Source organism: Acinetobacter sp. CE-15, from assembly GCF_051059255.1.
In the GTDB taxonomy this organism is placed as follows: domain Bacteria; phylum Pseudomonadota; class Gammaproteobacteria; order Pseudomonadales; family Moraxellaceae; genus Acinetobacter; species Acinetobacter guillouiae.
On the sequence record NZ_CP192737.1, the window covers coordinates 3,800,889 to 3,826,384 of the forward strand.

The 25,496-nt window shown below is 36.9% G+C and carries 16 protein-coding genes; 2 read left to right on the forward strand and 14 right to left on the reverse strand.

Translation table 11 applies throughout. The annotated features are described in order from the left end of the window. Positions 1 to 503: 503 nt before the first annotated feature. From ACQ7EO_RS17440 to ACQ7EO_RS17460, 5 genes are all read right to left on the reverse strand, one after another. A complete protein-coding gene (locus ACQ7EO_RS17440; protein ID WP_434278176.1) occupies positions 504 to 1,097 on the reverse strand; it encodes a HEAT repeat domain-containing protein in 594 nt (197 codons plus the stop codon). Further along, entirely contained in the window at positions 1,094 to 5,107 is a 4,014-nt protein-coding gene (locus ACQ7EO_RS17445) for an RHS repeat-associated core domain-containing protein (RefSeq protein WP_434278178.1), read from the reverse strand. The genes ACQ7EO_RS17440 and ACQ7EO_RS17445 overlap by 4 nt, the downstream gene beginning before the upstream one ends. 452 nt (positions 5,108 to 5,559) lie before the next feature. Then, complete coding sequence (locus tag ACQ7EO_RS17450; RefSeq protein WP_004722874.1) at positions 5,560 to 6,051, reverse strand: flavin reductase; 492 nt, start codon at positions 6,049 to 6,051, stop codon at positions 5,560 to 5,562. Between the two features lie 195 nt (positions 6,052 to 6,246). Next, positions 6,247 to 7,275: a methionine synthase gene (locus tag ACQ7EO_RS17455; protein ID WP_004819267.1), complete on the reverse strand. Its 1,029-nt coding sequence runs from the start codon at positions 7,273 to 7,275 to the stop codon at positions 6,247 to 6,249. Between the two features lie 28 nt (positions 7,276 to 7,303). Then, complete coding sequence (locus ACQ7EO_RS17460) at positions 7,304 to 8,281, reverse strand: DUF1852 domain-containing protein (protein ID WP_434278180.1); 978 nt, start codon at positions 8,279 to 8,281, stop codon at positions 7,304 to 7,306. 524 nt (positions 8,282 to 8,805) lie between these two features. On the opposite strand from ACQ7EO_RS17460, the gene ACQ7EO_RS17465 reads away from it, so the two are divergent. Continuing rightward, positions 8,806 to 10,050, forward strand: a complete 1,245-nt coding sequence (locus tag ACQ7EO_RS17465) for a transposase (protein WP_262086299.1) — start codon at positions 8,806 to 8,808, stop codon at positions 10,048 to 10,050. 159 nt (positions 10,051 to 10,209) lie between these two features. On the opposite strand, the gene ACQ7EO_RS17470 is transcribed toward ACQ7EO_RS17465, so the two are convergent. The 5 genes from ACQ7EO_RS17470 to ACQ7EO_RS17490 form a co-directional block, all read right to left on the reverse strand. After that, positions 10,210 to 11,541, reverse strand: coding sequence for a DcaP family trimeric outer membrane transporter (locus tag ACQ7EO_RS17470; protein ID WP_434278181.1), 1,332 nt, complete (start codon positions 11,539 to 11,541; stop codon positions 10,210 to 10,212). Between the two features lie 139 nt (positions 11,542 to 11,680). Beyond that, positions 11,681 to 13,330, reverse strand: a complete 1,650-nt coding sequence (gene aliA / locus ACQ7EO_RS17475; RefSeq protein ID WP_434278182.1) for a cyclohexanecarboxylate-CoA ligase — start codon at positions 13,328 to 13,330, stop codon at positions 11,681 to 11,683. Positions 13,331 to 13,480: 150 nt separating this feature from the next. Next, on the reverse strand, positions 13,481 to 14,638 hold the full coding sequence (gene aliB, locus ACQ7EO_RS17480) for a cyclohexanecarboxyl-CoA dehydrogenase (RefSeq protein WP_434278184.1): 1,158 nt from the start codon (positions 14,636 to 14,638) through the stop codon (positions 13,481 to 13,483). Between the two features lie 11 nt (positions 14,639 to 14,649). Beyond that, positions 14,650 to 15,432, reverse strand: a complete 783-nt coding sequence (badI, locus tag ACQ7EO_RS17485; RefSeq protein ID WP_434278185.1) for a 2-ketocyclohexanecarboxyl-CoA hydrolase — start codon at positions 15,430 to 15,432, stop codon at positions 14,650 to 14,652. 70 nt (positions 15,433 to 15,502) lie between these two features. Next, a complete protein-coding gene (locus ACQ7EO_RS17490; RefSeq protein WP_434278186.1) occupies positions 15,503 to 16,270 on the reverse strand; it encodes a glucose 1-dehydrogenase in 768 nt (255 codons plus the stop codon). 595 nt (positions 16,271 to 16,865) lie between these two features. Here ACQ7EO_RS17490 and ACQ7EO_RS17495 point away from each other — a divergent pair. Beyond that, the gene (locus ACQ7EO_RS17495) at positions 16,866 to 17,342 is read left to right on the forward strand and encodes a MarR family winged helix-turn-helix transcriptional regulator (protein WP_239046391.1); all 477 of its coding nucleotides are present in this window, start codon (positions 16,866 to 16,868) and stop codon (positions 17,340 to 17,342) included. 517 nt (positions 17,343 to 17,859) lie between these two features. Here ACQ7EO_RS17495 and ACQ7EO_RS17500 read toward each other — a convergent pair. The 4 genes from ACQ7EO_RS17500 to ACQ7EO_RS17515 form a co-directional block, all read right to left on the reverse strand. After that, positions 17,860 to 19,170, reverse strand: a complete 1,311-nt coding sequence (locus ACQ7EO_RS17500) for an MFS transporter (RefSeq protein ID WP_434278187.1) — start codon at positions 19,168 to 19,170, stop codon at positions 17,860 to 17,862. Positions 19,171 to 19,810: 640 nt separating this feature from the next. Further along, positions 19,811 to 20,524: a hypothetical protein gene (locus tag ACQ7EO_RS17505; protein ID WP_434278188.1), complete on the reverse strand. Its 714-nt coding sequence runs from the start codon at positions 20,522 to 20,524 to the stop codon at positions 19,811 to 19,813. Further along, positions 20,511 to 22,124, reverse strand: coding sequence for a glycoside hydrolase family 19 protein (locus ACQ7EO_RS17510; RefSeq protein WP_209826760.1), 1,614 nt, complete (start codon positions 22,122 to 22,124; stop codon positions 20,511 to 20,513). The genes ACQ7EO_RS17505 and ACQ7EO_RS17510 overlap by 14 nt, the downstream gene beginning before the upstream one ends. A 2-nt stretch (positions 22,125 to 22,126) precedes the next feature. Beyond that, positions 22,127 to 25,015 (reverse strand): type VI secretion system Vgr family protein, encoded by a 2,889-nt coding sequence (locus ACQ7EO_RS17515; protein WP_434278190.1) that lies wholly within the window; start codon positions 25,013 to 25,015, stop codon positions 22,127 to 22,129. Positions 25,016 to 25,496: the final 481 nt, after the last annotated feature.

A 25,496-nucleotide genomic window follows, 5' to 3' on the forward strand; every position in this document is an offset into this window, starting at 1 on the left:
CAAGCTCATGGGCTTTGCTTAGACAGGAGAATTACTGGCTGGTGTTGTCAAGAAAATTCTTTACAATGCTTAGCAGAAGGTAAAATATGTCAGACACTCTATAACCCTCCTTCACCTATCTCGTCACGGATAGTGACAAAGGTACAGACTAAACTCCCCGATCACTAAAAAGATGAATAAGCATATAATATAATTTTTATGAAATATATTAGGGCCAGCATGATAATGATCGTGTCTTTAAAATGACGCATTTTGTGTCGTTTTAAATGTAAAATGACAGCTGTTGAGTCATTTTAGATTATCATCATATGTCATCTAAGGGTATAAACTATTGATTCTATAAAACCGGAATTGACAGAGGAAGTGTTGCGTGATGTACCCTACTGGAAAACGACAATTGAAACTTACTTAGATAACAAGCCATCACATAAGTAAATGGCTTGTTATTTATTTATGGCTATCCTGCTATTTAAGCACAATCAAGGCTATCTAAAAATCTATAATTATTCTTTACTTTTTTCAGAGTCTATCAATTTTTCTTCCAAAATTTCTAATCCAACTTCAGCCCATTCACTAACTTCACTATTTTCTTGAATATATTGTGAATAGATATTTCTAACTGTTTGATCACCAGAAGAATTTCCTAATGTGATAGCAATGGCTATACGTACCTCTTCATATTTATCATTAGCCTTACTTATAATAGCTTTTTCAATATCAACACTTAATGTTTCATAAAGGTGTCCAATTGCTGCAATTGCTGCAGCTCTAACTTCATAAGATTTGTCATCAATCAAATTCATTAGTATAGGTTTAGATTTTAATTTAAATGGATACTTCTTCTCTTTATCAAAAAGGCAACCTAGTTGCCCTAAAATAAATGCTGCTATTTCCCTCTGATAATCAAGTACGGATTTACTCCATAATTCAGCAAAATAAAATACTTCACTCGTCCCTCTGCATTGTAATTTTCTAGCAATTAATGTTCTAACTTCTGGACTTGGATCGTCAATTAAATCAATCAAGTTCTGAGTGGTCAAAGTATCTAAATATCTGTTGGCAAAAATTGCTAACATAGTATCATTATCTACTATCATTTTTTCTTATCCTTACTAATTCTACTGTGACGGCATCCCCAAGCTTTTTCAGTAGCTTTTACTGCCGGTTTAGGGAATCTATGGGCGTTTCTTTTCAACCACTCACATCTATCATCTGATTTATTACACTCTCTATTGTAGGCATCCTGAATTGCTGTATCGGCTTGATTTCCATGTGCCGTCATTAAGTTAGTTATAGAATTCCAAGAACTTTTACTTGCATCCTTTCCTGCCTCCCATGCAACAGGAATAATCGCTCCACAATCAGTGGCATAACAAGCAACACCAACACCTATTGCTGTTCCTGCACCAGCCAACAAAGCACCAGCACCTGCAACTTGTACCACCTTTCCTGTTGGATCAATAAAATTAACCGGATTATTTCCAACATAAGCATAGGTGTTCAAACCACCAGCCAGTCCAATCGGATCACTTTGGGTATATCTGCCCGTAAGTGGATCGTAGTACCGATTCCAGTTGTACCACAGTCCACTTTCTACATCAAAATATTGCCCTGGGAATCCAAGATTAAAAGCACCTACTGTTTCATTCGTCACTGTACGCCCAAAACTACCGTTAGAAGCCTTCCACACCACCGACTTATTTGGGGCAGTAATTAATTCTGCCCGACCCAAATGATCATTATGTATGAAATTTACAGCACCTCCTGTTACCAGAGCGATAGGTTCTCCACCCAACCAAATATATAAACGGCCTAGGCTACCAACTTTCCATGTCTCTGCTGTTAACCGACCATCAGGCGTATAAATATAATCTGTGCGGGCTGAACCATTGACTTTACGACTGCGAAGGTTATCCACATCATAATCATAACGGGTAACGCTTTCACCTGATTTCACTATTTTAAGACGCCCAAAACCATCATAAGCATAGTTGTAATTAGCTGTCCCGACCGGACCTGTACGAGCAATTAAGTTTCCGAGAGTGTCATAACTATATGATTGTATACCCGCAGCAGTGGTCATTGATTTAAGCTGATTTCCAACAGAAATTTCATAACTTGCAGCATTACCAGACTGGTTCAGTCTGTTCGACCCCGTATCGTAGCCCCATTTTAGCGCTTGTACATTTGTACTAGAACCAAGTAAACGGCCCATCGCATCATATTCATGACTAAGGCTCTTGCTATCGTCTACAACATCTTTGACTTGCGTGATCCAGTCATTGCTGTTGTAGCTGTAACCATAGTTTTGTAGGTTTCCAGTCCGAATACCAATCAAGCGATAATCCTGATCATAACTGCGCTTTTCAGTCAGACCATTGCCATAGGTCCAACTTTTAACTCCACCATAGGGTTCATAAAGAATATTACTAACCACAGTCTTGATAATATCTGTATCGAATTTGAATGCTACCTCCTTGACTCGATTCAGTTCGTCATATACATACACAGTATCAAATGTTAGTTCATGGCCTTCTTCTCTCACACGGTCATAATCATCGTATAACCAATAATAATTGTATTCTGTACCATCAATTTTAGTCACTTGAACGGTGAGTTGGCCTGATTTGGTATAACCATATCCTTTACCTGTTACCCCATCTGACGTTGCACACAAACGGCCGATACCAAATGTACAGTCATCATAACGCCAGACTTGAACTTGCCCCTCTGTCTTGGCCTGAGTTTTTCGATTTAAGGCATCATAGCTATAATTGGTAACACTGCCATCGGCACGAGTCAAGCTGATGAGATTCCCATCATTGTCATAAGTGTAGCTGGTTTGACCGGTGGCTGGGCTCTTCTGGGTAAGAACTTCCCCAAAACCGTTATAGGTATAGCTGGTTGTATTACCAGCTGGATCAGTGACTGAGGTTAAGTTACTCAGGGAATCCCATGTGTATCTTACAGTTGAGCCATCTGGCTGACCTTCTGTAATTAAACGCCCCATGGCATCATAGCTAAAGGTTTTTACCTGGCCCAGTGCATTACTTTGTTTAATCACATTGCCATTGCCATCATATTCCTGAGCAATGTTCTGACCATTATTGCCTTTGTCTGCTGTTGTCCAACCCAACTGATTTTGGGTATTTGCTCGAGCGTAGCGAACAGTATTACCTTCACGATACTCTACTCGTTGTAGGACACCCAAATTGGAATAACTGTAGTTCTGCTGGCTAATGACATTGCCATCGGTACCATGACTAATACTGGCAATCGTTCCATTATCGTTATAAGTCGTTGTTTCAACCATCCCATTTGGATAGATGGTTTTGGTACGGCCGAAAGGCCCGTATTCATAACGTGTTTGGGTATAACGGCCCATTGAAATTTCTACAACTTCGCTGATTATTCTTCCTCGACTGTCATAGCTGTATTGAATAACTTGCCCATTGGCTGAAGTAATTTTACCCACATTGCCTAAAGCGTCATAATTACTATATGTCGTGGTTTTCCCCAACGCATTCTTAAACTCTATTAAATTTCCTGCAGTATCATAACGATAATTACTGACCTTTCCATTACGACTAGTCGTTATAGTTATTGGTATACCATTACCCTGAGGCCTATAAGTGGAAGCGTTGAAGGTATAAGCATATTCTTCTTTACGACAGCTCTTTTGGTCACATACAGAGAAACTTTTTAAACGGTTATTGTCTTCATAATACTCATAATTCTCTGTTTTCCATGCCGATCCAGCAGCAGCCCCAAAACCTGTGAAGTATTCAGTTTTTAATATCAATCCAGTTGTTTTATTCCAACTGGATTTAATGGTTTGTGCAGCACTATAGCTACCATCTTTAATCCCACGAACCTCCTCAATCACTCGACCAGCAGCATCACGTTTATATTCGGTTTTAACGCCATTCCAGTCAGTTTTTGAACGAATCAAGCCAACATCATCATAAGTGGTGGATGCACTGGCATTTGGACAATTACTGACACCACTACGTTCCATACTGGCAAGCTTGGTTTTACTGCTGTCGGTATAGTTATATCGAGTCACTGCACCTGCCGCATTAGTTACAATAGAATAAGTATCACCATAGGCAACTTTATCGGTCTGGGTACCATCAATCCGCCCACTCTGAACAGCTTTATTTGCAGCATCGTAAAGATAATTACTATAGCGTTTCCCATTGATTGAGATCCCTGTCAAGCTCAAGGGTTGAGCACCATTCTCCCCATAGTGATAATTTCGAGTTGTGCCATCAGGATAATTTACGGTCGTTAATCGTCCTGTGTTGTCATAGCCGTATTTGTAGATATTTCCATTCGGATCTGTGACAGATTTGATATTCAGGCTGTTTTTATCCATATCAACCTGAATGGTTTGCCCATTGCTATGCCCAATTTTTTTTACAACTGAAGGATTGTATTGGTCCGCATAATATAAAATCCAACCGACGCCTTGTGCATTGGTTTTGACACTCAGTGCCCCATTTTGCCAATAAAATTCTTTGCTTCCATCAGGAAGCGTGACAGACCATTGACCACTATCCATGACGACTTGGGCTTTTTCTAGTGATTCGACGGTTCCATCAGGGAGTCTACGGGCCTTTTTGCCATTTTTATCTTTGACCAAACGGTAATCAAAACTATGTGTCCATCCTGATTTGGCCCCATCAACTTTAATTGAACGATAGACTCGACTGAATGTCAGTGGCATTTCATAACCACTGCTCACAAAGTCAGTTTCTTCCTGAACTTTAGTCCCATTCGCAATCAAAATTGGGTTCGAGGTTGTTTTACAGGTGTTGTCAGCAGGGTCATCAACCTGCGTTGTTGTCGTACCATCCTTTTGTAGCTGTGACATTAAATAGTCTTCGCTGTATTCATTATACCCTAGACCATCTGGGTCTATCTGCCAATCATAACCAGGATTTCCAGCGCCACTCCCAGTAAAATAATAATTCGCTCCCTCTTTTAGTGCATTCACTCTTATGGTTGGCATCTGCCCGCCAGGAGTGGCTGCATATAAACTTTGATGAACAAAGCTACCGATTAACAATAGAGTAGATATTTTTTTTAATTCTGGAATTTTCATTGAGAATGATTATCATTAATAGTTTTTACAAATATACAATCCAGTCAAAAAGCTGTCAATCTGAATTATTCGAATTTAACTTCAATCACATACGGTCTGGTAAAAATGGACTACTTGAAATCAGAATATCAAAAACTTGAAAAAGGAAATTTCAAAAAGAAAAAAGAGGGACGAACGAGTCTACATTAAAAAAACAAGTTTTTTCAATGCGCTTAGGCAACGGTCTGTCAAAACCGACTGGCAATGTAGGCCAGCCAGCAAAGAATAATCGGAGATTTTTCGGGTGTCAATGTTAGATTTTGTGCAAAACATTAAAATTATTATTATTTTTCAATCAATTAAATAATTGATTATGATTATATTAAACCAGCGTATTTGATCAACTCAACCGATCAAAACGCCTTATTATTTTTAGCTCTGGCATAAGGCGTAAACCCAAAAGCAAACTGGCTTTAAGCAACTTCAGTCTGCCCAACATGATGATAAGAACGATTAAAATAAACCAAGCTTTGATCATGTTCACTTTGTTGAATTGCCACAATACGACAAATAAAAATCGTATGTGTTCCGACTTCTTGAATTTGCTCAATCTCGCAATCAAAATTCACCAAAGCATCATCTAAAACCGGTGCGCCAGTTTCTAATTCTGTCCAAACGCCATGTTTAAATCGTTCTTCTGGGCTTAATTTAGACGAAAACGCTTTAGAAATATGCTGATGATGTGCACTTAAAACATTTACAGTTAAAATTTTATTTTCAACAAAATGCACATGAGAACTCGCCGCTTTATTCATACAGACCAATAAAGTCGGAGGTGAATCCGTCACACTACATACGGCAGACGCAGTAAATCCGTAACGACCAGACAAACCTGTCGTGGTAATGACACTGACTGCACTGGTCAACAAAGACATTGCATTTCTAAAGTCTGTTGCTTCAATCATTTCATTGTTCCTAAATTGAACCGTACTTTTTTAGATTTAGCATTACCCTGCTATTCCGTCATGTAGGCACTGCATCTGGATGAGTTTCTCAGTAGAACTGATGTTCTCTAAATTGTGATTAGGGTTTCCCGTTGGGTCTTGGATATCCATTCACCCAAACAGGTCACCCTTTTTACACCACAATATCGTTGAATACTAGCGGCTAAGTTCTTTACGAACGATTTCTGCGCCAGCACTTAAGGCATTAAGTTTGCCTCTTGCAACTTCACGAGATAAAGGAGCCATACCACAGTTAGTCGATGGATAAAGCTTATCTGCATCTACAAACTGAAGTGCTTTTCGTAATGTGTTGGCAACTTCTTCTGCTGTCTCAATGGTATTGGTTGCCACATCAATAGCACCAACCATTACTTTCTTACCACGGATCAATTCGATTAAATCCATTGGCACACGAGAGTTTTGGCATTCTAAAGACACGATATCAATTTTAGATTGTTGAAGTTTAGGGAACGCTTCTTCATATTGACGCCATTCTGAACCTAAAGTCTTTTTCCAATCTGTATTGGCTTTGATGCCGTAGCCATAGCAAATATGCACAGCAGTTTCACATTTAAGTCCTTCAAGTGCTCTTTCTAAAGTCGCAACACCCCAGTCGTTGACTTCATCAAAAAACACATTAAATGCAGGTTCATCAAATTGAATAATATCCACACCCGCAGCTTCTAACTCTTTGGCTTCTTCATTGAGGATTTTGGCAAATTCCCAAGCAAGTTTTTCACGACTTTTATAATGCGCATCATACAGCGTATCAATCATGGTCATTGGACCAGGCAACGCCCATTTAATCGGCTGATTGGTTTGTTGACGTAAAAACTTGGCATCATCAACAAAAACAGGCTTTTGACGAGACACAGCACCGACAACAGTTGGTACGCTTGCATCATAGCGATTACGAATGCGTACAGTCTCACGTTTCTCAAAATCAACACCATTGAGATGTTCAATAAACGTGGTGACAAAGTGTTGGCGCGTTTGTTCACCATCACTGACAATATCGATCCCAGCGTGTTGTTGCTCTTGCAATGACAAGCGTAAAGCATCTTGTTTGCCTTCAATTAATTGCTCATCTTGTAATTTCCAAGGTGACCAAAGTTTTTCAGGCTCGGCAAGCCAAGAAGGTTTTGGTAGGCTGCCAGCAGTTGAAGTCGGTAATAATATTTTCATAATCAATAATCTTGTCTATCTAGGTAAATTAAGCAACGTAATTTGCAGACCACTGCTCAAGGATATGTTTGTATGGCTTGATGAACTGCTCTTCAGTAAATTTGCCTTGCTTAATCGCCAACTGACCACGCTCTTCTCGGTCATACACAATACGAGTAAGTGAATAATCCTGATGCTTTAAACTTGGTTGGTAGGATTTACCTGCCACAGAATTTGCATTGTAAATCTCAGGTCGGTAAATCTTCTGGAAGGTTTCCATAGTGCTGATAGTACCGATCAACTCAAGGTTAGTGTAATCACTCAACAAATCACCACGGAAGTAAAATGCCAAAGGCGCAACACTATTTGGCGGCATAAAATAACGAACCTGCAAACCCATTTTTCCGAAGTATTCATCTGTTAATGAATATTCATCTTGCAGATATTCAACACCCAATACTGGATGCACATTTGTAGTACGGTGATACACCTTGCTACTTGAAACACTAAGACAAATCACAGGTGACTTTTTAAAGTTTTCTTTATACGCATTTGAATTTACAAATGCGTTGAAAATCTTCCCATGAAGCTCACCATAGTTTTCTGGCAGGCTAAATTGATCTTTATTTTTATTATGTTCTAACAGCAATACACTAAAATCATAATCACGCACATAAGAAGAAAAATTGTTGCCCACAATACCTTCAATACGTTGATTATTTTTGTGATCAACAATATTGGTTTTCAATATTTCAATCGTAGGGAAAGTCTCACCGTTGCCTTCGATATCAATATCAACTGAAATGATTTCTAGCTCAACAGAATAACGATCTGCTTCAGGATTATCCCAATGCGCTAAGGCATTAAAACGATTGTCAATCATCGTTAGGGTATTGCGCAGATTGTCATGGCGACTCTCACCTCTTGCTAAATTGGCAAAGTTGGTTGTGATACGCGTATTATTAGAGGGATGATAGTTTTCGTCGAAACTAATGCTCTTAATCGTAAATGTAAAATCTTTACTCATGATGATCTGATACCCTAATTTCTGAAATAAACCTGAATTTTTTTCATGCTCTTTCTGAACCATCCAATTTATCTTTGGATCTATCCAGTCAATAGTATTTCCCGTATTTTCTGACTTGTACTTAGTCGCTCAATTCAGAATCAACGATAATCTTGTCTATCGTGAAGCGCTTGGTGTAATTTATACCGCAATCCGTACATGAATAAAAATGATATAATTTCACAAAAAAGTGAACTAAATTCATGTTTAGGGATGAGTAACATGAATAAATGGATTGTGAGGCAGAGATTTTTTAAAAGTCATCCATAATTTTCTTAATGTTTGAGACGATATTTCTTTCATACATGAAAAATGATCATGTGGAGTGAGTCATATGGGTCTTGAAAGTTCCTTCTCCCTGCGGGCATAGGTATCTACACAATTAAATCTATTTAAGTTAAATTGGAGAGCATGCTCTCCAATTTAACATTCCACACTTAGATAACCGATTAGTTAAACGCTACGGAAGTCTTGTAAAACTTAATATGAATCCACTTGCTTCATTAGCCCCAGCGCTTAAAGATATTGCCTCTACCCAAAAGACTAGCTTTGCTACAACCCAAGCAGTTTGGCGTTTCTTAAATAACGAAAACGTTTCATTTCAACAACTCAATCAGCCTCTTCAGAAACTTGCGCTTGAACAAATCGCTCTATCGAATCACCACTATGCCTTAGTTGCTCATGATTGGTCTCAACTACAATATTTCAAACATAACAACAAGTTAAATAGATTCAAAAGAACACATGCAAGTGACAAAGGCTATGAATTACAAAGCAGTTTATTAATTGATGCTGAAACGGGTTTACCCATTGCACCATTAGATCAAACTTTATGTGATGCTACTGGACGTTATTCAACATTTACTGATGGGCATAAAATAAAAGAAACCCACTTAAATGCACTATGTGAACAAATCGAACATATTGAGTCTTTACCAATAGAAAAGAAACTCGTACATATTATTGATCGTGAAGGAGATTCAATTGCTCATCTTAGATTATTGAATCAACAAGAACATTTATTTCTTATTCGAGGTAAAGAAGGAAATCGTGTTGAATATCAAGGAGAAGATGTTAAGTTAAGGGAAGTGTCAGACCAAATACCAACTACACAAACCCATACAATTCAATATAAAGGGAATTGCGAACAACTCTATGTTGGTGAAACTCAAATCAGTATTACACGTAATGCAAGACCAATGCAGAAAGACGAAACGGGAAAAAGAGTTCCACCACAAAAGGGAAAGTCATTAACCGTTCGACTGATTGTAGTTGAAGTTAAAAATAAGCAAGGAAAATCACTTTCTCGTTGGAGCTTATTAAGTAATGTATCATCAGAAATTCCAAGTATAGAATTGGCAACTTGGTATTACTGGCGTTGGAAAATAGAAAACTATTTTAAGTTGTTAAAACAGGCGGGCCATGACATTGAGTCATGGCTACAAACAACTCCGCAAGCGATATTAAGACGACTCTTAATTGCAAGTATGGCATGTGTGTTAACTTGGCGAATACAGCGAGAAAATGATGAGAAAAATTCAAGAGTTAGAGTCTTTCTAACACGTCTATCAGGAAGACAACAAAAAAGAGGAACAAGGGAAAGTGCTCCTGCAATTTTGGCTGGTCTGTCAATATTACTGAATACACTACAATTATTATCTGAACATTCGGTTGATGACCTTAAGCTGATTGCTGAAATTGCATTAGAGTCTCTACAAAAAGATGTGTAGATACCAATGCCCTGCGGGAGAAGGCTAGGATGAGGGGCTTTTATGTTGATGTATAGTTGAAAAAAGGACTTATGAAAGCAGCCCAATATAATGAGCTTCTTCACTTTAAACGTATGTAAAATGAAGAAGTTTTAACACATAAATTGTATGATGCCTTCTCTAAAAATCATAAATCGCTGTAAAGTTTAGGCGGTTATCAATACCTTTCTGATCTGCAAAGGTTTTACGTTCACCATACATATATTCCACCCCTAAATTAATAGGTTTAATCGGATTATAAAATAAATTGATCCAACCTTCTTTTAACGCTTTATTTTGAGTTAAATCATTACGCACTAAATTAGCAAAACTACTATTATCATTGGCTCGCATATACCCCAGCCCTAAAGTAGAACGTATTTTAGGAGTAATGTGCTTGGTTAATCCCAAACTGAGTGTATCAAATTCATTTGGTTTCATATTGCCATGGGTATCAAACACATAGGCATAATTTGACCAAAGAATATTCTTGGTATCACCTTTGATGTGGTTATAATCAAACCGAATCAGCGTATTCTCTGCCAATTGATATTTTCCACCCAGTGCCACGCCCCATGCCAAGAAATCATCATTATTTTCATGACCTGTGGCTTTTTGGGTTAAAAAGGCCCGCCCTGAAAAGGCAGAACCATTATCGAACTTATAGTTCAAACGAGCTACTGCTGAAGGCAGTTTTAACTTCGCCTGAGCATCGGTGGTAAATTGTTGATTTCCCGGAGTTGTTACAGTTTCAGCTTTAGGATCTTCTAAACTAAATGCAAGATTCATATTTTTATTCATGGGATAACTGTATTTTACTTGCGGAATCCGCGTTAAAGATCCGCCCACAGATAAAGCAGCATCCACCGTTTCAGGAAAATACTCAACGGCATTAAAGTTTGACCAAGTTTGTCCAATTAACCATCGATCATAAGTTAAATATGCTTGACGAATACGGAAAGCATCTCGGCCTGCTCCTCCAAAAAAATCCAATTCGATTTTACCACCAACATGATGATCACCAATTTTTGGCGTCTTAAAATTAAGACCTAATCGCGTAGCATTTAAGGTACTTTGAAATTTATTCGAATTATTTACTTCATTTACACTCCCTTCTAAAGGCACACTATTAATATAGTTATACATGGTACTTGGTCCTTTGAACTGATAGGTCGCATCCGCACGGACATTTCCATACAATTCAAACTCAGCCCCTGCTTTTGTCATCAGTTGCCTCTGATCAGCTTTAACAACTGATTTTTCTGATATATTTTCTTTTAGTTTTGGCAGCTCGGCAGAAATTTTTTCACTGGTCTGTTTTTGCTGTTGCATGAGCGCTTGTAATTCCTGCACTTGTTGTTGCAGATGCTTAACTTGTTGTTCTAAAGTCATTTCTGCATAGCTTGGAATTGCCATCATTAAAATCGATAAAGTGAGTGAAACCTTCACTAAAATTTTTGCATCCATTTTCATTTTTAAACTCCATTTAAAATAAAAACTTTCAATATTCTTGTTTTGAAATCATCTTTTCTAATCAGTATTTCTATTCATAAGTATTCAGAAACCTACTTATCCTAAGAATATTTTTATTAACATTTAAACCTAACGCTTTTTATGCTTTTGTGCTTTGTTGCAATAAATCACGAAGTTTAAATTTTTGAATTTTGCCTGAAGGTGTCATTGGTATGTCATCCCATACCTCCAAACGCTCTGGCAAATATTGGTTGGCTAGATTATGTTTTTTCAAGAAGTCAACCAGATCCTTTAGCTCAATTTGAGCAGCACCTTCTTTTAACTTCACAATTGCACAGGCTTTTTCGCCCATTCTTTCATCTGGATAAGGCACTAAGGCGACCATAGCAATATCGGGATGTAAATAGATCAATGATTCAATTTCGGCAACAGGAATTTTTTCACCACCTCGAATAATCACATCTTTTTTACGTCCTGCAATACGGATATAGCCTTGTTCATCCAGATATGCGATATCACCTGTATCGAACCAATCATTTTCATCGGTTTCATTTAAATGTGGCCGTTTTAGATACCCACCAAAATTCGAACAACTACGAATCATAAGCGTACCTGATTGATGTGGTGGTAATACCTCGCCCTGATCATCCACAATCTTAACCTCCACACCAGGAAGTGGAATTCCATCCGTATTAAATGAACGTTCGTCATCATCTTCGGGGCAAGTCGTTGTTACAGCTCCACACTCAGTCATTCCCCAAGCTGAAATTACTTTAACACCCATATTTTTACGTGCTTTTTGCACCAGCGTGCTTGGAATAGGCGCACCCGCGCATAGAAATATCTTCAGACTGTCTAAAGATTGCTGAGTGTCTAATACGGCTTCAGATAAATCATTTAAAAATGGCGTAGAAGCCATGGTAAATGTAACTTCATGCTTATGAATCAAATCAATTGCAGTGTTTACATCCCAAACATCCTGTAATACGACTTTTGCTTTTATGAGTAGAGGCATAATCAAACCATACATAAAGCCCGTTTGATGTGCCATTGGGGACCCCATTAAAATCACATCGTCTTTGTTGAGATGCAACCGCTTAGCATACTCTATGATGATGAAAAACAAGGTATTCTCGGTATGCATTACGCCTTTAGGTTCTCCTGTAGTACCAGACGTAAATATAAGTTGAGCAATATCGTCAGCAGTGATCGAAGCATCATCGAGTGTATTTACACTTGCTGAGTCATTCTCCAGTCCGTGATTTAATAACAACGCTTCAAAACTATTCTCTCCATCTCCACCAATGACGACCACGTGTTCTAGACTTTCAATATTTTTGTGTAATTGATAGGCGAGTTTTTCATGGTCAAACTTACGAAAAACTTTAGGTACAATGAGGATCTTACTTTCAGTATGCTTCAATATAAATGAAAGCTCTCGCTCTCTAAAAATGGGCATTAGCGGATTCAAAACAGCGCCTATAGAGCGACAAGCAATGTACAATAAAGTGAACTCCCACCAATTGGGCAATTGGCAAGACACCACATCTTGTTTTTGAATCCCTAATCGTTTTAAACCTAATGAAATTTTATTGACTGTATGTAGCATTTCTTGATAGGTAAAACTTTTTTCAGTTTTATCTTCAGTTTTATAACTAACCAATGCAACCTGATCAGGGTATTGATATACCGCTTCATTCAATGAGTGAAGAATGGTTTTATTTAACCAATAGCCTTGTTGCAACATTTTTTCCCGACGTGGGGATAAAAGAACCGCATCGAAATCCATTTTATAACTCCAAATTATTGTCCTATTTTCTTTCTGTTGAATCCCAATAGATGTCATTCATCCAATGACTGATGCAAACCCTCCTGATTACTCAATTAAATGCTTGAGAAATTTAAAATATTCATTACGAATGGTCGTGATACATTCACATTAGACAGGGACTGCTTTACGACCTACTTTATGTCGAGCAATAATTGTTTTCATAATTTGTGCTGTTCCGTCACCAATTTGGAAACCTAAAACATCACGTAACCGTTGTTCCATTACTCCACGGTCATAGCCTGCATGACCAAAGGTCAACAAACATTGATGCACAACATCATAAGCCAATTTAGGCCCCCACCATTTGCACATCGCAGCTTCAGAAGTATGCGGAAGGTGGTTGTCTTTCAACCACAATGTTTGTAAACACAATAAGCGTGCTGCTTCAATTTGTGTCTCATAATCAGCCAGTGGCTGAGATACGCCTTGGAACGCAGTCAGTGGTTTACCAAAAGCTTCACGCTGAGCAGCATATTCCCACGCTTCCTCTAGAGATACGCGGGCGACTGCTAAAACTTGCAAACCGATCAAAGCTCTTGAAAAATCAAAGCCTTGCATAACTTGTACAAATCCCTTGTTTTCATCGCCGAGACGGTGATTGACTGGCACACGCACGTTATCGAAAAATATTGACCCTCGACCAATCGCACGCTGTCCATGACAATCAAAACGTGTTGTCGTAATACCAGACAAATCCATTGGAACGAACAGCGCAGTTACACCATGTGCTCCAGATTCAACACTCCCTGTACGCCCAAACACCACTGAAGCATCGGCTTGATCAGCTGCAGAAATAGAGGTTTTTTCTCCATTTAAAACATACATATCACCATCGCATTCAATTTTTAAGCGTAAATTGGCGGCATCGGAACCACCACGCGGTTCAGTTAAACCAATAGAAAAAATTGCCTCTCCAGCAGTTAATTTTTTCAGCCAAGGGCCAACCACTTCAGGTTGTCCATATTCAGCTAAAATCTGACCATTTAAAGAAGCCAATAAATTAATATATGAAAAACTCAAATCTGCTTTAGCAATAGCTTCATGAATAATCCCTGCAGCTAGACGCCCCATCCCTTGACCGCCATATTGCTCAGGTAACTCTGGCGCTATAAATCCCATTTCACCCATTTTTTTTACCAAGTCACGATCAAAGCTTCGACGCTGATCATGCTCTAAATAGCTGGGTGCAATAAATTTTTGTGCAAACTTTTCAGCAGTTTCAGCTAAGAATTCTAACTCTTCGTTGATATAAGGATTTTTACTCATAGCCTAGCTCCTTACTTATAGTACTTACGGAATTCAGGTTTCCGTTTTTCTTTAAGCGCATTTACGCCTTCATGAGATTCTTCTGTGTCGTAATACAATTTCAGTGCGTACATGCCCATCCCAGCAATACCTGCCTGATGTGCGGTATCCATATTAAAGCTACGTTTGGCAATAGCTAATGCTGTTGGGCTGCGTTCACAAAGCTCTTCTCCCCATGCTTGCACTTCAGCATCCAACTGCTCAGCCGATACACATTTATTTGCTAAACCAATATCAACAGCTTCTTGACCGGTATAACGGCGGCACATATACCAGATTTCACGAGCTTTCTTCTCCCCGACCACTCGCGCAAGGAAAGTGGTTCCATATCCTGGGTCAACAGAGCCCATTTTAGGACCAACCTGACCAAAAATTGCTTTATCGGAACAAATCGTGAGGTCACAAATAGTAGCCAATACATTTCCCCCACCAATCGCATAGCCCTGAACACGTGCAATAACGGGTTTAGGTACATCGCGGATCGCACTATGCAACTCTTCCACCGGTAAACCAATGGTCCCGCGACCATCATAATTTCCATGATGAGCAGACTGATCCCCTCCAGTACAAAAAGCTTTTTCACCAGCTCCAGCTAATACAATGGCGCCAATATCACGGTCATAACCCGCCTTATTCAAAGCACGAATCATTTCATCGCAAGTTTGACCACGAAAAGCATTCATTTTTTCTGGGCGGTTGATCGTAATCCATGCCACACCATTTTTGACTTCATATAAAATATCTTCGAAATTCATTTTGCTCACGTCCTGTTCACTTTTATCTGTTTAGCTTTAATCATTCTTTATGCTTATTGCTGACTGGTCTTTAACCCGTCATGGTTAAACCACCAGAGACACTTAATACTTGCCCAGTAATAAAACTGGCATCATCACTTAAGAAAAATGCAATTGAAGATGCCAAATCCTCTGGCTGTCCCAAACGGCCAAGTGGAATTGCACGTATAAAGGCTGCACGTAGTTTTTCTGGATTTAAAGCACCGTCAGTCACATCAGCAAGTAAAGCGGTATCGGTAGGCCCTGGGCAAATCACATTAATTTTTATGTTGTTACGAGAATGTTCACGTGCCAGTGTTTTAGAAAATGAAACCATTCCACCTTTACATGCGGCATATACAGCTTCACCAGAGGAACCGACGCGTGCTGCATCAGATGCGATATTGACAATACTTCCAGCATTGCGTTCTACCATGCCTTTTAATATGGCAAAGTGCATATTTAGCATTCCGATTAGATTGATCTGGATCAGTTTGTTCCATTCTTGCGGATTACTTTTGATAAAAGGTTTAAAAATATCCCAGCCAGCGTTATTGACTAAACCATCTACAGGTCCAAACGCGACCTCTATTCTCTGTACGGCCTGTTCAATTTTATCGCTATGGGTAATATCACATTGGACAGCCAAAGCTTGACCATTTCGGTTATTAATCTCAGCTGCCAATTTTTCTGCAGCTTCAATATTCATATCAAAGATCGCAACTTTAGCGCCTTCTTCTGCAAGACGTCGACATGTTGCAGAACCAATTCCACCTGCACCACCCGTAACAATGACTACTTTATTTTTTAATCCTTTCATTTACCTATCCCTACATCTATTCGTATCTAATTTGGATGGCTATTTTTTAATTTAGCGACTATTTAAAACACAATAGAATTATAATCTTTTTATGTCAATATATTTACATAATTTAAATTTAAAAAAATATTTTATTTATAATTATCAAATTATTAAAATAAACAAAAATCAAATACATTGACATAAAATAACGACTACTCTTATCTTTTACTTTAAATGGTGAACTTCATTAGGGGAAAATTAAATTTTACTGAATGCGTGTCTTTAACGCTTTATATCATTCGCCTATAGCAATCTGACTCGACTTTTCTTCAATTCAATCTTAAGTGCGTTGATGTAAAACGCTTGATCGCAGGGCATTTTAAATTTATTTTTTAAATGCTTTAATGAGAGATATTTCAAACATGCAGAACGGATTGAAAGAAGTCATAAAGATTGATTTAAAAAAATATAAACAATTGATTTTTAAATCAATTATAAGAAAACCGTATAAACTTTTGAGCATTACAGGGAAAAGGAATTAGTGTTATGATCAATACCCATAAGGTATACTCTTTATTATTTACTCGCGTTTCTCTTCAGGTTGGTCTTTATAATGAGTAATTCTGTACCCAAAAATTATGATCAATCCTTATATTCAGCCCACAATAGACTCTTTTTCAGACTGTTTCAGGTTGGTAATAGCTTAGACCGACAGTGCTCAAATGAACTCGGTATTTCACCTGTGCATTGGGCTGTGCTTGGTGCTTTATCTCGACCACATGTAAAATCAGGGATGTCTTTTTCAGATTTGACTGAATATCTTGGCGTGAGCCGTCAGAATTTAGATGCCGTTTTAAAACGATTAGAACGCAATGGCTTAGTGGAACGTATCATCAATGAAAATGACAGACGTGCGAAAACTGTAGCACTTACTTCTGACGGTTTGAAAGCGTGGGATAAATTACAAGATAATTTTTTTAATTTTTATGGACAGGCTTTAGACAAAATTGCCTTTGATGATGTCATCACGTTGATCCACCTTTTAAATAAACTCAATGATGGTCTAAAAAGTATTAAAATTGAACCCTGAAATATTGAGCAGCAATTAAAAAATTGGTTATATCTTCATTTAAATGATTTAAAAATGAGCCTTTTTTGGGCTCATTTTTTATCAATTTTACCTAAAACTAAACCAGAAGTATCAACTTCAACTCGAATACCTAAATATCATTGATAGTGTTGATTTCGGAATTGATCCGCACCATCAAGGTAAACGTCATCGCAAGCAACACATTGGTAATAAAGCACTTGCTTGCATTTAAAATATAATCATTACCCGCTTTAATTGCACTGTTTTTAAAGGTGCAGTATCAGAACCTGAATCAGGTTTAGTTAAACAAAATGAACCAAAAATTTCGCCAGTGGTATTAACATGCTAAATATTTCTACTTTTGTACAATGAGTCAATCAATGAGAATACTGCTAGAACCAATCCCATTATTGGTTCCAATTAAAGGACGAAACTGGTAAAAACCTCATATTTTGTAGTAATAAAAATATGAATACCTTTCCTTAATTTTTCTAGCAATTCAATATCCATTTCTGATCTAAGACAAACTTGAACGTTGATGATTAATGAGTGACAAAGCAACTGCACCAATCAATCCTGCCAAAGCAATCACCATAAAATTTTGTTGAATAGGCAAATTTAAGGACACGATCAAACCAATTAATAATGGTGCTCCAATCGCCCCTAATCGCCCCACGCCAGAGGCCATACCAATTCCTGTTGAACGAATAGCGCTCGGATAAAATTGTCCACAATAAGAATAAGCAACAATTTGTGCACCCGTTGAGCACGCCCCTACAGTAGCAATAGTGAAATACAGCATATTTAACGACATTGGCAAGGTCATGAAATACAGGAAAATACTCCCCAAACCATACATGATGACTAAAACCCATTTAATATGAAAACGGTCTGCCAACCACCCGCCACCAACCGCCCCAATAATTGCCCCCATATTCAAAGCAATAACAAAAGTAAGGGCTGAGCCAAGGGAATAACCAGACATTGCCATTAGCTTGGTTAACCATGTACTTAAAGCGTAAACCATAAATAAACATGTAAAGAATGCCACCCAAAACATGAGCGTACTCAATGCTCGCCCATCACTAAATAATAGTCCCATAGAGGGCTTAGTACTGTTGATGTTGTTTTCATTCACAAATTTTGTGTCACTATCGATTTGGAAATGCGGTGCAATTTGTACTACAAGTTTTTTCAATTCACCTTCTTTATTGTTTTTAGTTAAATAACTGAGTGACTCTGGCATTGATTTCCATATAAAAGGGATTAATACAACAGGAATGGCTGCAGCATAAAAAACAACTTGCCAGCCAAACTCTACAATAAACTGCTTACCTAAAACTGCGGCTAAAATACCACCGACTGCATAACCTGAAAACATTAGTGAAGTCATTAGATTACGTATTTTCTTCGGGGAATACTCCGTCATTTGTGCAACAACATTCGGCATTACACCACCAATCCCTAAACCAGCAATAAAACGAATAATACTAAAAGTAATAGGATCTTTAGCTAAACCAGCGACTGCAGTAAAAATACTAAATAAAAAAACACATATTACAATGCTTAAACGGCGACCAATTTTATCGGCCAAACTACCAAAAAGCATTGCACCGAACATCATTCCAAATAATGCAGAACTCATCATAAATCCAGCAGTTGAAGCACTTACGCCCATTTGTTCCATGATTGGAGGTAAGGCTGCGCCAGAAACAGCAATGTCATATCCATCTAAAATAATAATCACCAAACACCAGATCAACACCTTTGCATGGAAGCGATTAAACTTTGCTTCACTTGCAATTTCTTGCATATCTACATTCTTCATGCGTCAACTCCTTGATCATTTTAATTCTTCTAAATTTATGAGTTGTAAAATCGCTTTTCCTTATTCTCAATCGCGATATCACTCATATTCCCTGAGCGAAATTCAAAAGTCCGTGTAATCTTTCTACTTTCCATCAGTCAGAAGCAGATTAATTTAATCATTAATTTATGTCAATATATTTACATAAATGATTATTTAAACCAATTAAAATAAATAACTTAAATAAACTCACATTAAAATTAAATATACATATTGACGTAAAATAGATAAAAACATTATTTTAATATGCCAACTAAAGAAGCTGGCGCATGAGTGTAATGAATGTAATTGCCCAATGTGTTGCGCCGTATTGTGTTGGTTGCTATTTGGCTTTTTTCTTGGCTTAGGAAATTGAGAAGAAATGAAGATCGAAAGTATTATTTTGATTGATCATTTAAGTTTTTCTATTGTGGGGCTGTTGGGTAACTGCCGTTGGCAAAAAATCATCATCTAATAATGACTTATACTCATCATTTAATAACCTCTATATAAATATTAAATTTGCTAAAAAGCGACCAGCTCGATAAATATCAATTAAAATTATATGGTTATGATAAATATTTTTTGATGATGAATCTCACACATAATTATGACTAAACTCCTAAAAAATATCAGATAATTTAATATATCCTTCTGTTTTCTTAGTTTTTCCATAGTATTCAACATGCAAATATAATGAGTCATTTTTTTTAATAATATTCTTTATTTTTACTTTATCATTTTTTACAATATAAGCCTTTGTTTTTACATAACTTTTATCAAGAATAAATACTTTAGGTAAATTTATTTTTATATTTTTTACTGTTTGATTTGAATTGTCTTTTAGAGAGTAAATAGTTGATTTATTATAATAAATGACACTTAGATTAAGATTATCACTTAATGTTTTTAATTCTTCTTGCAAAGAATATCTATCATTTTTCAACTTGTATATACGTGTGTAACTTATAGGGCCATCTTTAAACCTTTCAATAATTTGTTTTTTATCATTTATAACTTCTGGATCGTATAATGGACTCAAATAAAACTTATGAGCTTTATTATTTGATATATCGAATATTTGATACTTCCCACTAGGATTGCAATCATCTGTATAGTTTACAAACAAATATTTCCTTTTATCATTCGTTAAACTCTCCACTGAAAAAGCATCTTTATCAAAACAATAATTAGCATCATCAAATAGGAAAATTTTCAGGGAACCCTGTTTAAAATAAACTTTATGATTATTCTTTACTAAGCTATCACTATCAGCAAAAGTTAGTGGTGGGCATAAAAGAGCTACTGTTAAAAAGATTTTTTTACTTAAACCCATTTCTTTTCTCAACCTCTCTTAATATTTTTAAAAATAAACTTTTCCGCTCAGCTAAACCTACTGTACCACCATTAATCCTTCTGCTTACTTTATCTACAACTTGTAAATGATGAGAATCGGTATAAGTCCCATTTAAATCACTATATCCTTTCCGAACCAAATTATCCGCATTTTTAAATTCATTAAAAGCCCATACAGCACTTTCTACAGCATGAAAAAGATCGTTACAAAGTAAGTCCGGATTTGTTACCACATCAAGTCCTGAATAGTTTTTATATAAAATATATGCACTTTTCCACGTTAATTGAATTAAACCTCGCCCTCTATATTTTGGTCCATCACCCGGCGTAGTATTACCTTCTTTTATTATTTGTTTACGCCTTCTACACGCTCTACTTTTTGGAATATCACATACAGAGGGAGGAAAAGTTGAAATGTCGTAATCTCTCCCACTCGCATACTCGATTAATGTATAAAAATGATCACATTCATGGTAGATCTGAGCAAGAAAATGACAAAGCATAAGCTTGTCTGTCATTTTATATTTTAGTAATCCCTTATTTAAGGCGAGTACAAATTGTTCAGGAGTAGTATTCTGTGTCGGTTTCCCGTTCATTCCTTCTTTCCAAAATAACTTTCGAGAACCATATACCTCCTTAAAAAAGCTTAAAGAAATTATTTCTCCTGAAATACTATCCTCTATACGTCTAGGAATATTAGGATCATTTGTTGCTGTTCTTCCACTCAAAATATCTACACTTAATTGTAAATCAATAAATTCCTCTTTAACTCTTCTGACCATAAAGCTCACAGAATCTAAAGGAGTTCCATCTGGTTTTAAAATAGTTAATTTAATTTTTTGACCAACCCAGTTAATTAACTTTAATTGTCCATTTTTAACTTTAAGATTCTTTTTTTGATTATTGTTAAAAATCATCTCAACATCAACATCATTAACTGCATAACGCTGTCCTGATTTATCTAATACTTTTATTAATGTAAAACCTTTAAAGCTATCATATGGTTCATTTAGTTTAAGTAATATTGGTTGCTTTATCCCATTTCCTGAGTTCCCAGAAAACTTAAGCTGAAATTGATCAGTTGATGTAAGTACTAAAACTTCAATATCTCGATTCGCAGATGATAGAACTTCTACTATTCCTTGGTTATTCGTATATTTATCTGGAGAGTTTCCTTTTCCTTTTGGTCTAGATTGAATCGGAAAATTAACCATAACTTTTCCATTACTATCAACAACTTTAAATAAAGTACTAACTACTCCTTTGTTCGTAGGAGACCTATTGCTTTGTTTATATTCGTCAATCGTCTTTGGCAATTGAATTCTAATAGGATTATCTTCAGATGATATTACAGAAGAATTGATTGTTTTAAATACAGTATAACTTTGCTGATTAGGTGGTTGAACAAGGATTTCAATCGTTCTATTTGGTGAAGCTTGAAATACAAATAACCCATGCGAATTCGTTTTCTGAGGATTATCTTTAGATGACCCCTTATATTTAGATTTGACACTTAAATTGACTACATATTTCCCAGAACTATCAAAGAATTTTACTGTAATTGTTTTTAATTCAGACATTACTAAAAATCCTCTTCAGAATAAACATCATCACCGTTCGATAATGCTTCATCTAATAATTCATCTATATTTTCTCCATCTAATCGTTTTTGCACTAAAGAAACATATGATGAATCAAACCCTAATGCAATAAAATCAGTCTCTTCAGGTGTATAAAAGCGTAAAGAACTCATATTATTTTTATCATTCAATTTATCAATTTTAGATTTTATTAAATAATTATTATGTTTATTTAGAACAAAAATTTGCTTGTCATTACCAATATTGTCACTCCAGTTATAATCAATTTTATTACTGTAAAGTGTTTTAGGTGTTGGTAAACTTACTTTAAAATTAGGTACATGTACTCCTCCTTCAAACTTCTGCTGCCCCGACTTCACCTCAAACAATCCTGGTGTCGTCGCAAATACACCTGAACCGTTGATCCTTACCTCAGAAGTGTCCCCAACCAATCGAATCTCTTTAGGGCTAATGATATAAACTGTATCCTCTGTAGAAATGATTTGAATGCCTTTACGTGCAATGACATCAGCACCATCTCCCTGCGCTTGAATTTCAATTTTACCTTTACCTGCAAATAACCTTGCCCCTTCTTGTGCTGCAAACAAACTAATCTTGTTTTGTGCATGTGCTAAGAAGCTCTTTTGAGTGCTTAGGTTAATACTATTGTCTGCTGTATGACTGATTTGCCCATCTGCTGAAAGATGAATATCTTCATTACTGGTAAGTGCAATTGAGTTTGGTGAAGCCAATATCATTAACGCCTGTTTAAACGCATCGGCTTGGTTCTTGGCTTCATCTGAGTCATCTTTTTCCAAAGCAAAAATAAACGATTTCAAATGATCTAAGTTTTCTAAAGGATCAGCCTGTTGATTCTTGGCAACTTCACTCAATGCTTTGGAATTATTTAGACTACTTTCTAACTGATTTTTGCCTGCGGTCACATCTAGGTGATTACCCGAAGCAGAATCCTGAGCATAAGTACTCAGTAGTAAACCTTGTCCTGCTCTAACTCCACCCCACTGGTCAGTTCTCAGTTCAAAGCCTTCACCTCGTCCTTCGCTTGTGTCTGTCTCTTTGGGATGACTTAAATTACCGAGGTTGAGTTGACTCGCTCCATGACTGCTCTGTAACTGACTGCTGATTTGTTCAGTAGTATCATCAAATCTAAGTTGGTTATAACCAGTACCTTGATACTCTCGACTTTTAATCCCTGCCAGTTTTTTGGTATCAGGCAGTTTACCTTTGTTATCAAACTTGCTTGGATAACGATGCGCTTCATGAATACGCCCTACTACAAATGGCCTGTCAATGTTGCCATCAAAAAAATCTATAACGACGACCTCTCCGATTCTCGGTAAGAATCGTGCACCATAGCCTTCACCAGCCCACGGCGTCAGGACATCTACCCAAGCTGAATCGGTGTCGTTATCGTTGGAACCGGCACCACCATCGTGGCTATGATCTTGATTGCGGGTAAACAGAAAACGTACTTTGATCCGTCCCCACTCATCCACATGGATTTCTTCTCCACTTGGTCCAACCACTCTGGCACGTTGGGGTGATGCAATCGGACGATGTTTTAGTGGATTGTATTCTGGAACAGTAGTGATATTTCGACGTTGCAGCACCAACTGATTGGCTTGGCGTTCATCACTATTGTTTGTCGTGATATTGGTTATTTGCCAATTGCTTTGCTTAAGCAAATTTTCAACCTGATTGGTTAGGTCTTTAGGTAGGTTGTTTTGATTATAAAAGTGTTTCGATGTAATCAGAAATTGCTTATCTGAAAAATCATGTTGATCAATTTCGGGATGCCCATTTAATTCAAAGATATAACCCACATGTGCATCACGTACTGTAGATATTGCGGTAAATTGTTTGGCTTGTGAGTCATAGTAGTTACTCATATTTTGGTTACAGCGTTCAACCTGACTGTTGCCTGATGGAGTTACACCATCTTCTCCATTGAGATCTTGAATCCATGCTGGACTAAAGTGCCAAACTTGCTCTAGTCCTAGACTAGCATTGTCATAGTTTTCACTATGTTGATGCTTACTTTGTACATTGCCTGCACCTTCATCTATATCTAATACATCGGCTTGCCAACGTTGAATATGTACTGATGTAGGCTGAATAGAACGCTGTCCAATAAATGAGATAATGCTGTCTTGCCTTTCGGTGGGACTGCTACGATGAAAGCGGATGCTTTTGCGTTCTAAGCTGGTGTATTGAGTATTATTATCAATCAAACGAAGCTTTTGTGCTTGAATTTGTTCACTGAAACTCGATACTTTAAGTTGGGCTTCATCGATCAACCAGTTAATGCCTTCACTTCTCATCAAACGGGTCAGGAAGTCAAAGTCACTTTCAAAAGCCTGCATAATGAATGGACGCACATCATAGTCTTTACTTAGGCCGCTCTTATCTAAACTTAGACTTGAAGCAAACAACGGGCTGCGTTGTACCCATTCTTGGAATACGGTCTGGATCACATCCACAACCGACTTATTCATAAATACTCGAGAGTTCCTACGATGCTTCCAAAGTGCTGTTGGGTCTTCAACAATCAGACGATAGATGGTAAGAGAACCATCAGATGCGCCAATATCCGCTTGAGTCACAATTCCTGAAATACGAGTTAATTCAGATTTATCTGTGACGAGATCGATTGCAGCTTGAGTTCCAATAAAGCTTTTTAAAGGGATTATTGCTGACGTCGCAAGACAGATGAGTTGAAACCGAACACCCTCATTGATTGCATGTGCCCCATCAATACGTTGTAGAAACACCTGATCATTTAAGACAGAATTTGAGAAATGCGCATGAATAACACGTTTTTGTACAGGCAACCCAAGTTTTTCAAGGGCAAAATGAATGTTATTAAACATATTTTTATGTAGTATTTCTTAACAATAAATAAATAATATCAAAATAATTGCTATTTAATCTACTTTACTTTATTTTTTAATTAATTTTTACTAAATAATATTTTTAAATTCCTTTTGGCTTTTTTTTAATTACTTGCTTCATTCTGTATTGATATCCTGATTTAAACAGCTATGAAAGCTACTGTATTAATAAAGAATATTTTCTTTATTAATACAGCTTAAATTTTAAATACAGTTTTATTTATTGAAAAATTATATTTCTATATCAGCCTTTATAGACAGTTCTATGTAACAAAGCTCCTTAGTATTCAAACTCACCCAACATATAAAGTTGATCCACTTCACATTATGCGATTAAAATTTGGATAAATTTTTTCTTAAAAATATATAAAAATTTACAATAAAAATGAGTAGCTTAGTTGAGTTTAATCATCACAAAACGAAATATTCCCTATTTATTTTCAGGTTTTTATAATTAAAC

Coding starts and splice junctions, on each gene's coding strand:
- ACQ7EO_RS17440 (WP_434278176.1), bottom strand. CDS start 1,097: ATGATAGTAGATAATGATACTATGTTAGCAATTTTTGCCAACAGATAT.
- ACQ7EO_RS17445 (WP_434278178.1), bottom strand. CDS start 5,107: ATGAAAATTCCAGAATTAAAAAAAATATCTACTCTATTGTTAATCGGT.
- ACQ7EO_RS17450 (WP_004722874.1), bottom strand. CDS start 6,051: ATGATTGAAGCAACAGACTTTAGAAATGCAATGTCTTTGTTGACCAGT.
- ACQ7EO_RS17455 (WP_004819267.1), bottom strand. CDS start 7,275: ATGAAAATATTATTACCGACTTCAACTGCTGGCAGCCTACCAAAACCT.
- ACQ7EO_RS17460 (WP_434278180.1), bottom strand. CDS start 8,281: ATGAGTAAAGATTTTACATTTACGATTAAGAGCATTAGTTTCGACGAA.
- ACQ7EO_RS17465 (WP_262086299.1), top strand. CDS start 8,806: ATGAATCCACTTGCTTCATTAGCCCCAGCGCTTAAAGATATTGCCTCT.
- ACQ7EO_RS17470 (WP_434278181.1), bottom strand. CDS start 11,541: ATGAAAATGGATGCAAAAATTTTAGTGAAGGTTTCACTCACTTTATCG.
- aliA (WP_434278182.1), bottom strand. CDS start 13,330: ATGGATTTCGATGCGGTTCTTTTATCCCCACGTCGGGAAAAAATGTTG.
- aliB (WP_434278184.1), bottom strand. CDS start 14,638: ATGAGTAAAAATCCTTATATCAACGAAGAGTTAGAATTCTTAGCTGAA.
- badI (WP_434278185.1), bottom strand. CDS start 15,432: ATGAATTTCGAAGATATTTTATATGAAGTCAAAAATGGTGTGGCATGG.
- ACQ7EO_RS17490 (WP_434278186.1), bottom strand. CDS start 16,270: ATGAAAGGATTAAAAAATAAAGTAGTCATTGTTACGGGTGGTGCAGGT.
- ACQ7EO_RS17495 (WP_239046391.1), top strand. CDS start 16,866: ATGAGTAATTCTGTACCCAAAAATTATGATCAATCCTTATATTCAGCC.
- ACQ7EO_RS17500 (WP_434278187.1), bottom strand. CDS start 19,170: ATGAAGAATGTAGATATGCAAGAAATTGCAAGTGAAGCAAAGTTTAAT.
- ACQ7EO_RS17505 (WP_434278188.1), bottom strand. CDS start 20,524: ATGGGTTTAAGTAAAAAAATCTTTTTAACAGTAGCTCTTTTATGCCCA.
- ACQ7EO_RS17510 (WP_209826760.1), bottom strand. CDS start 22,124: ATGTCTGAATTAAAAACAATTACAGTAAAATTCTTTGATAGTTCTGGG.
- ACQ7EO_RS17515 (WP_434278190.1), bottom strand. CDS start 25,015: ATGTTTAATAACATTCATTTTGCCCTTGAAAAACTTGGGTTGCCTGTA.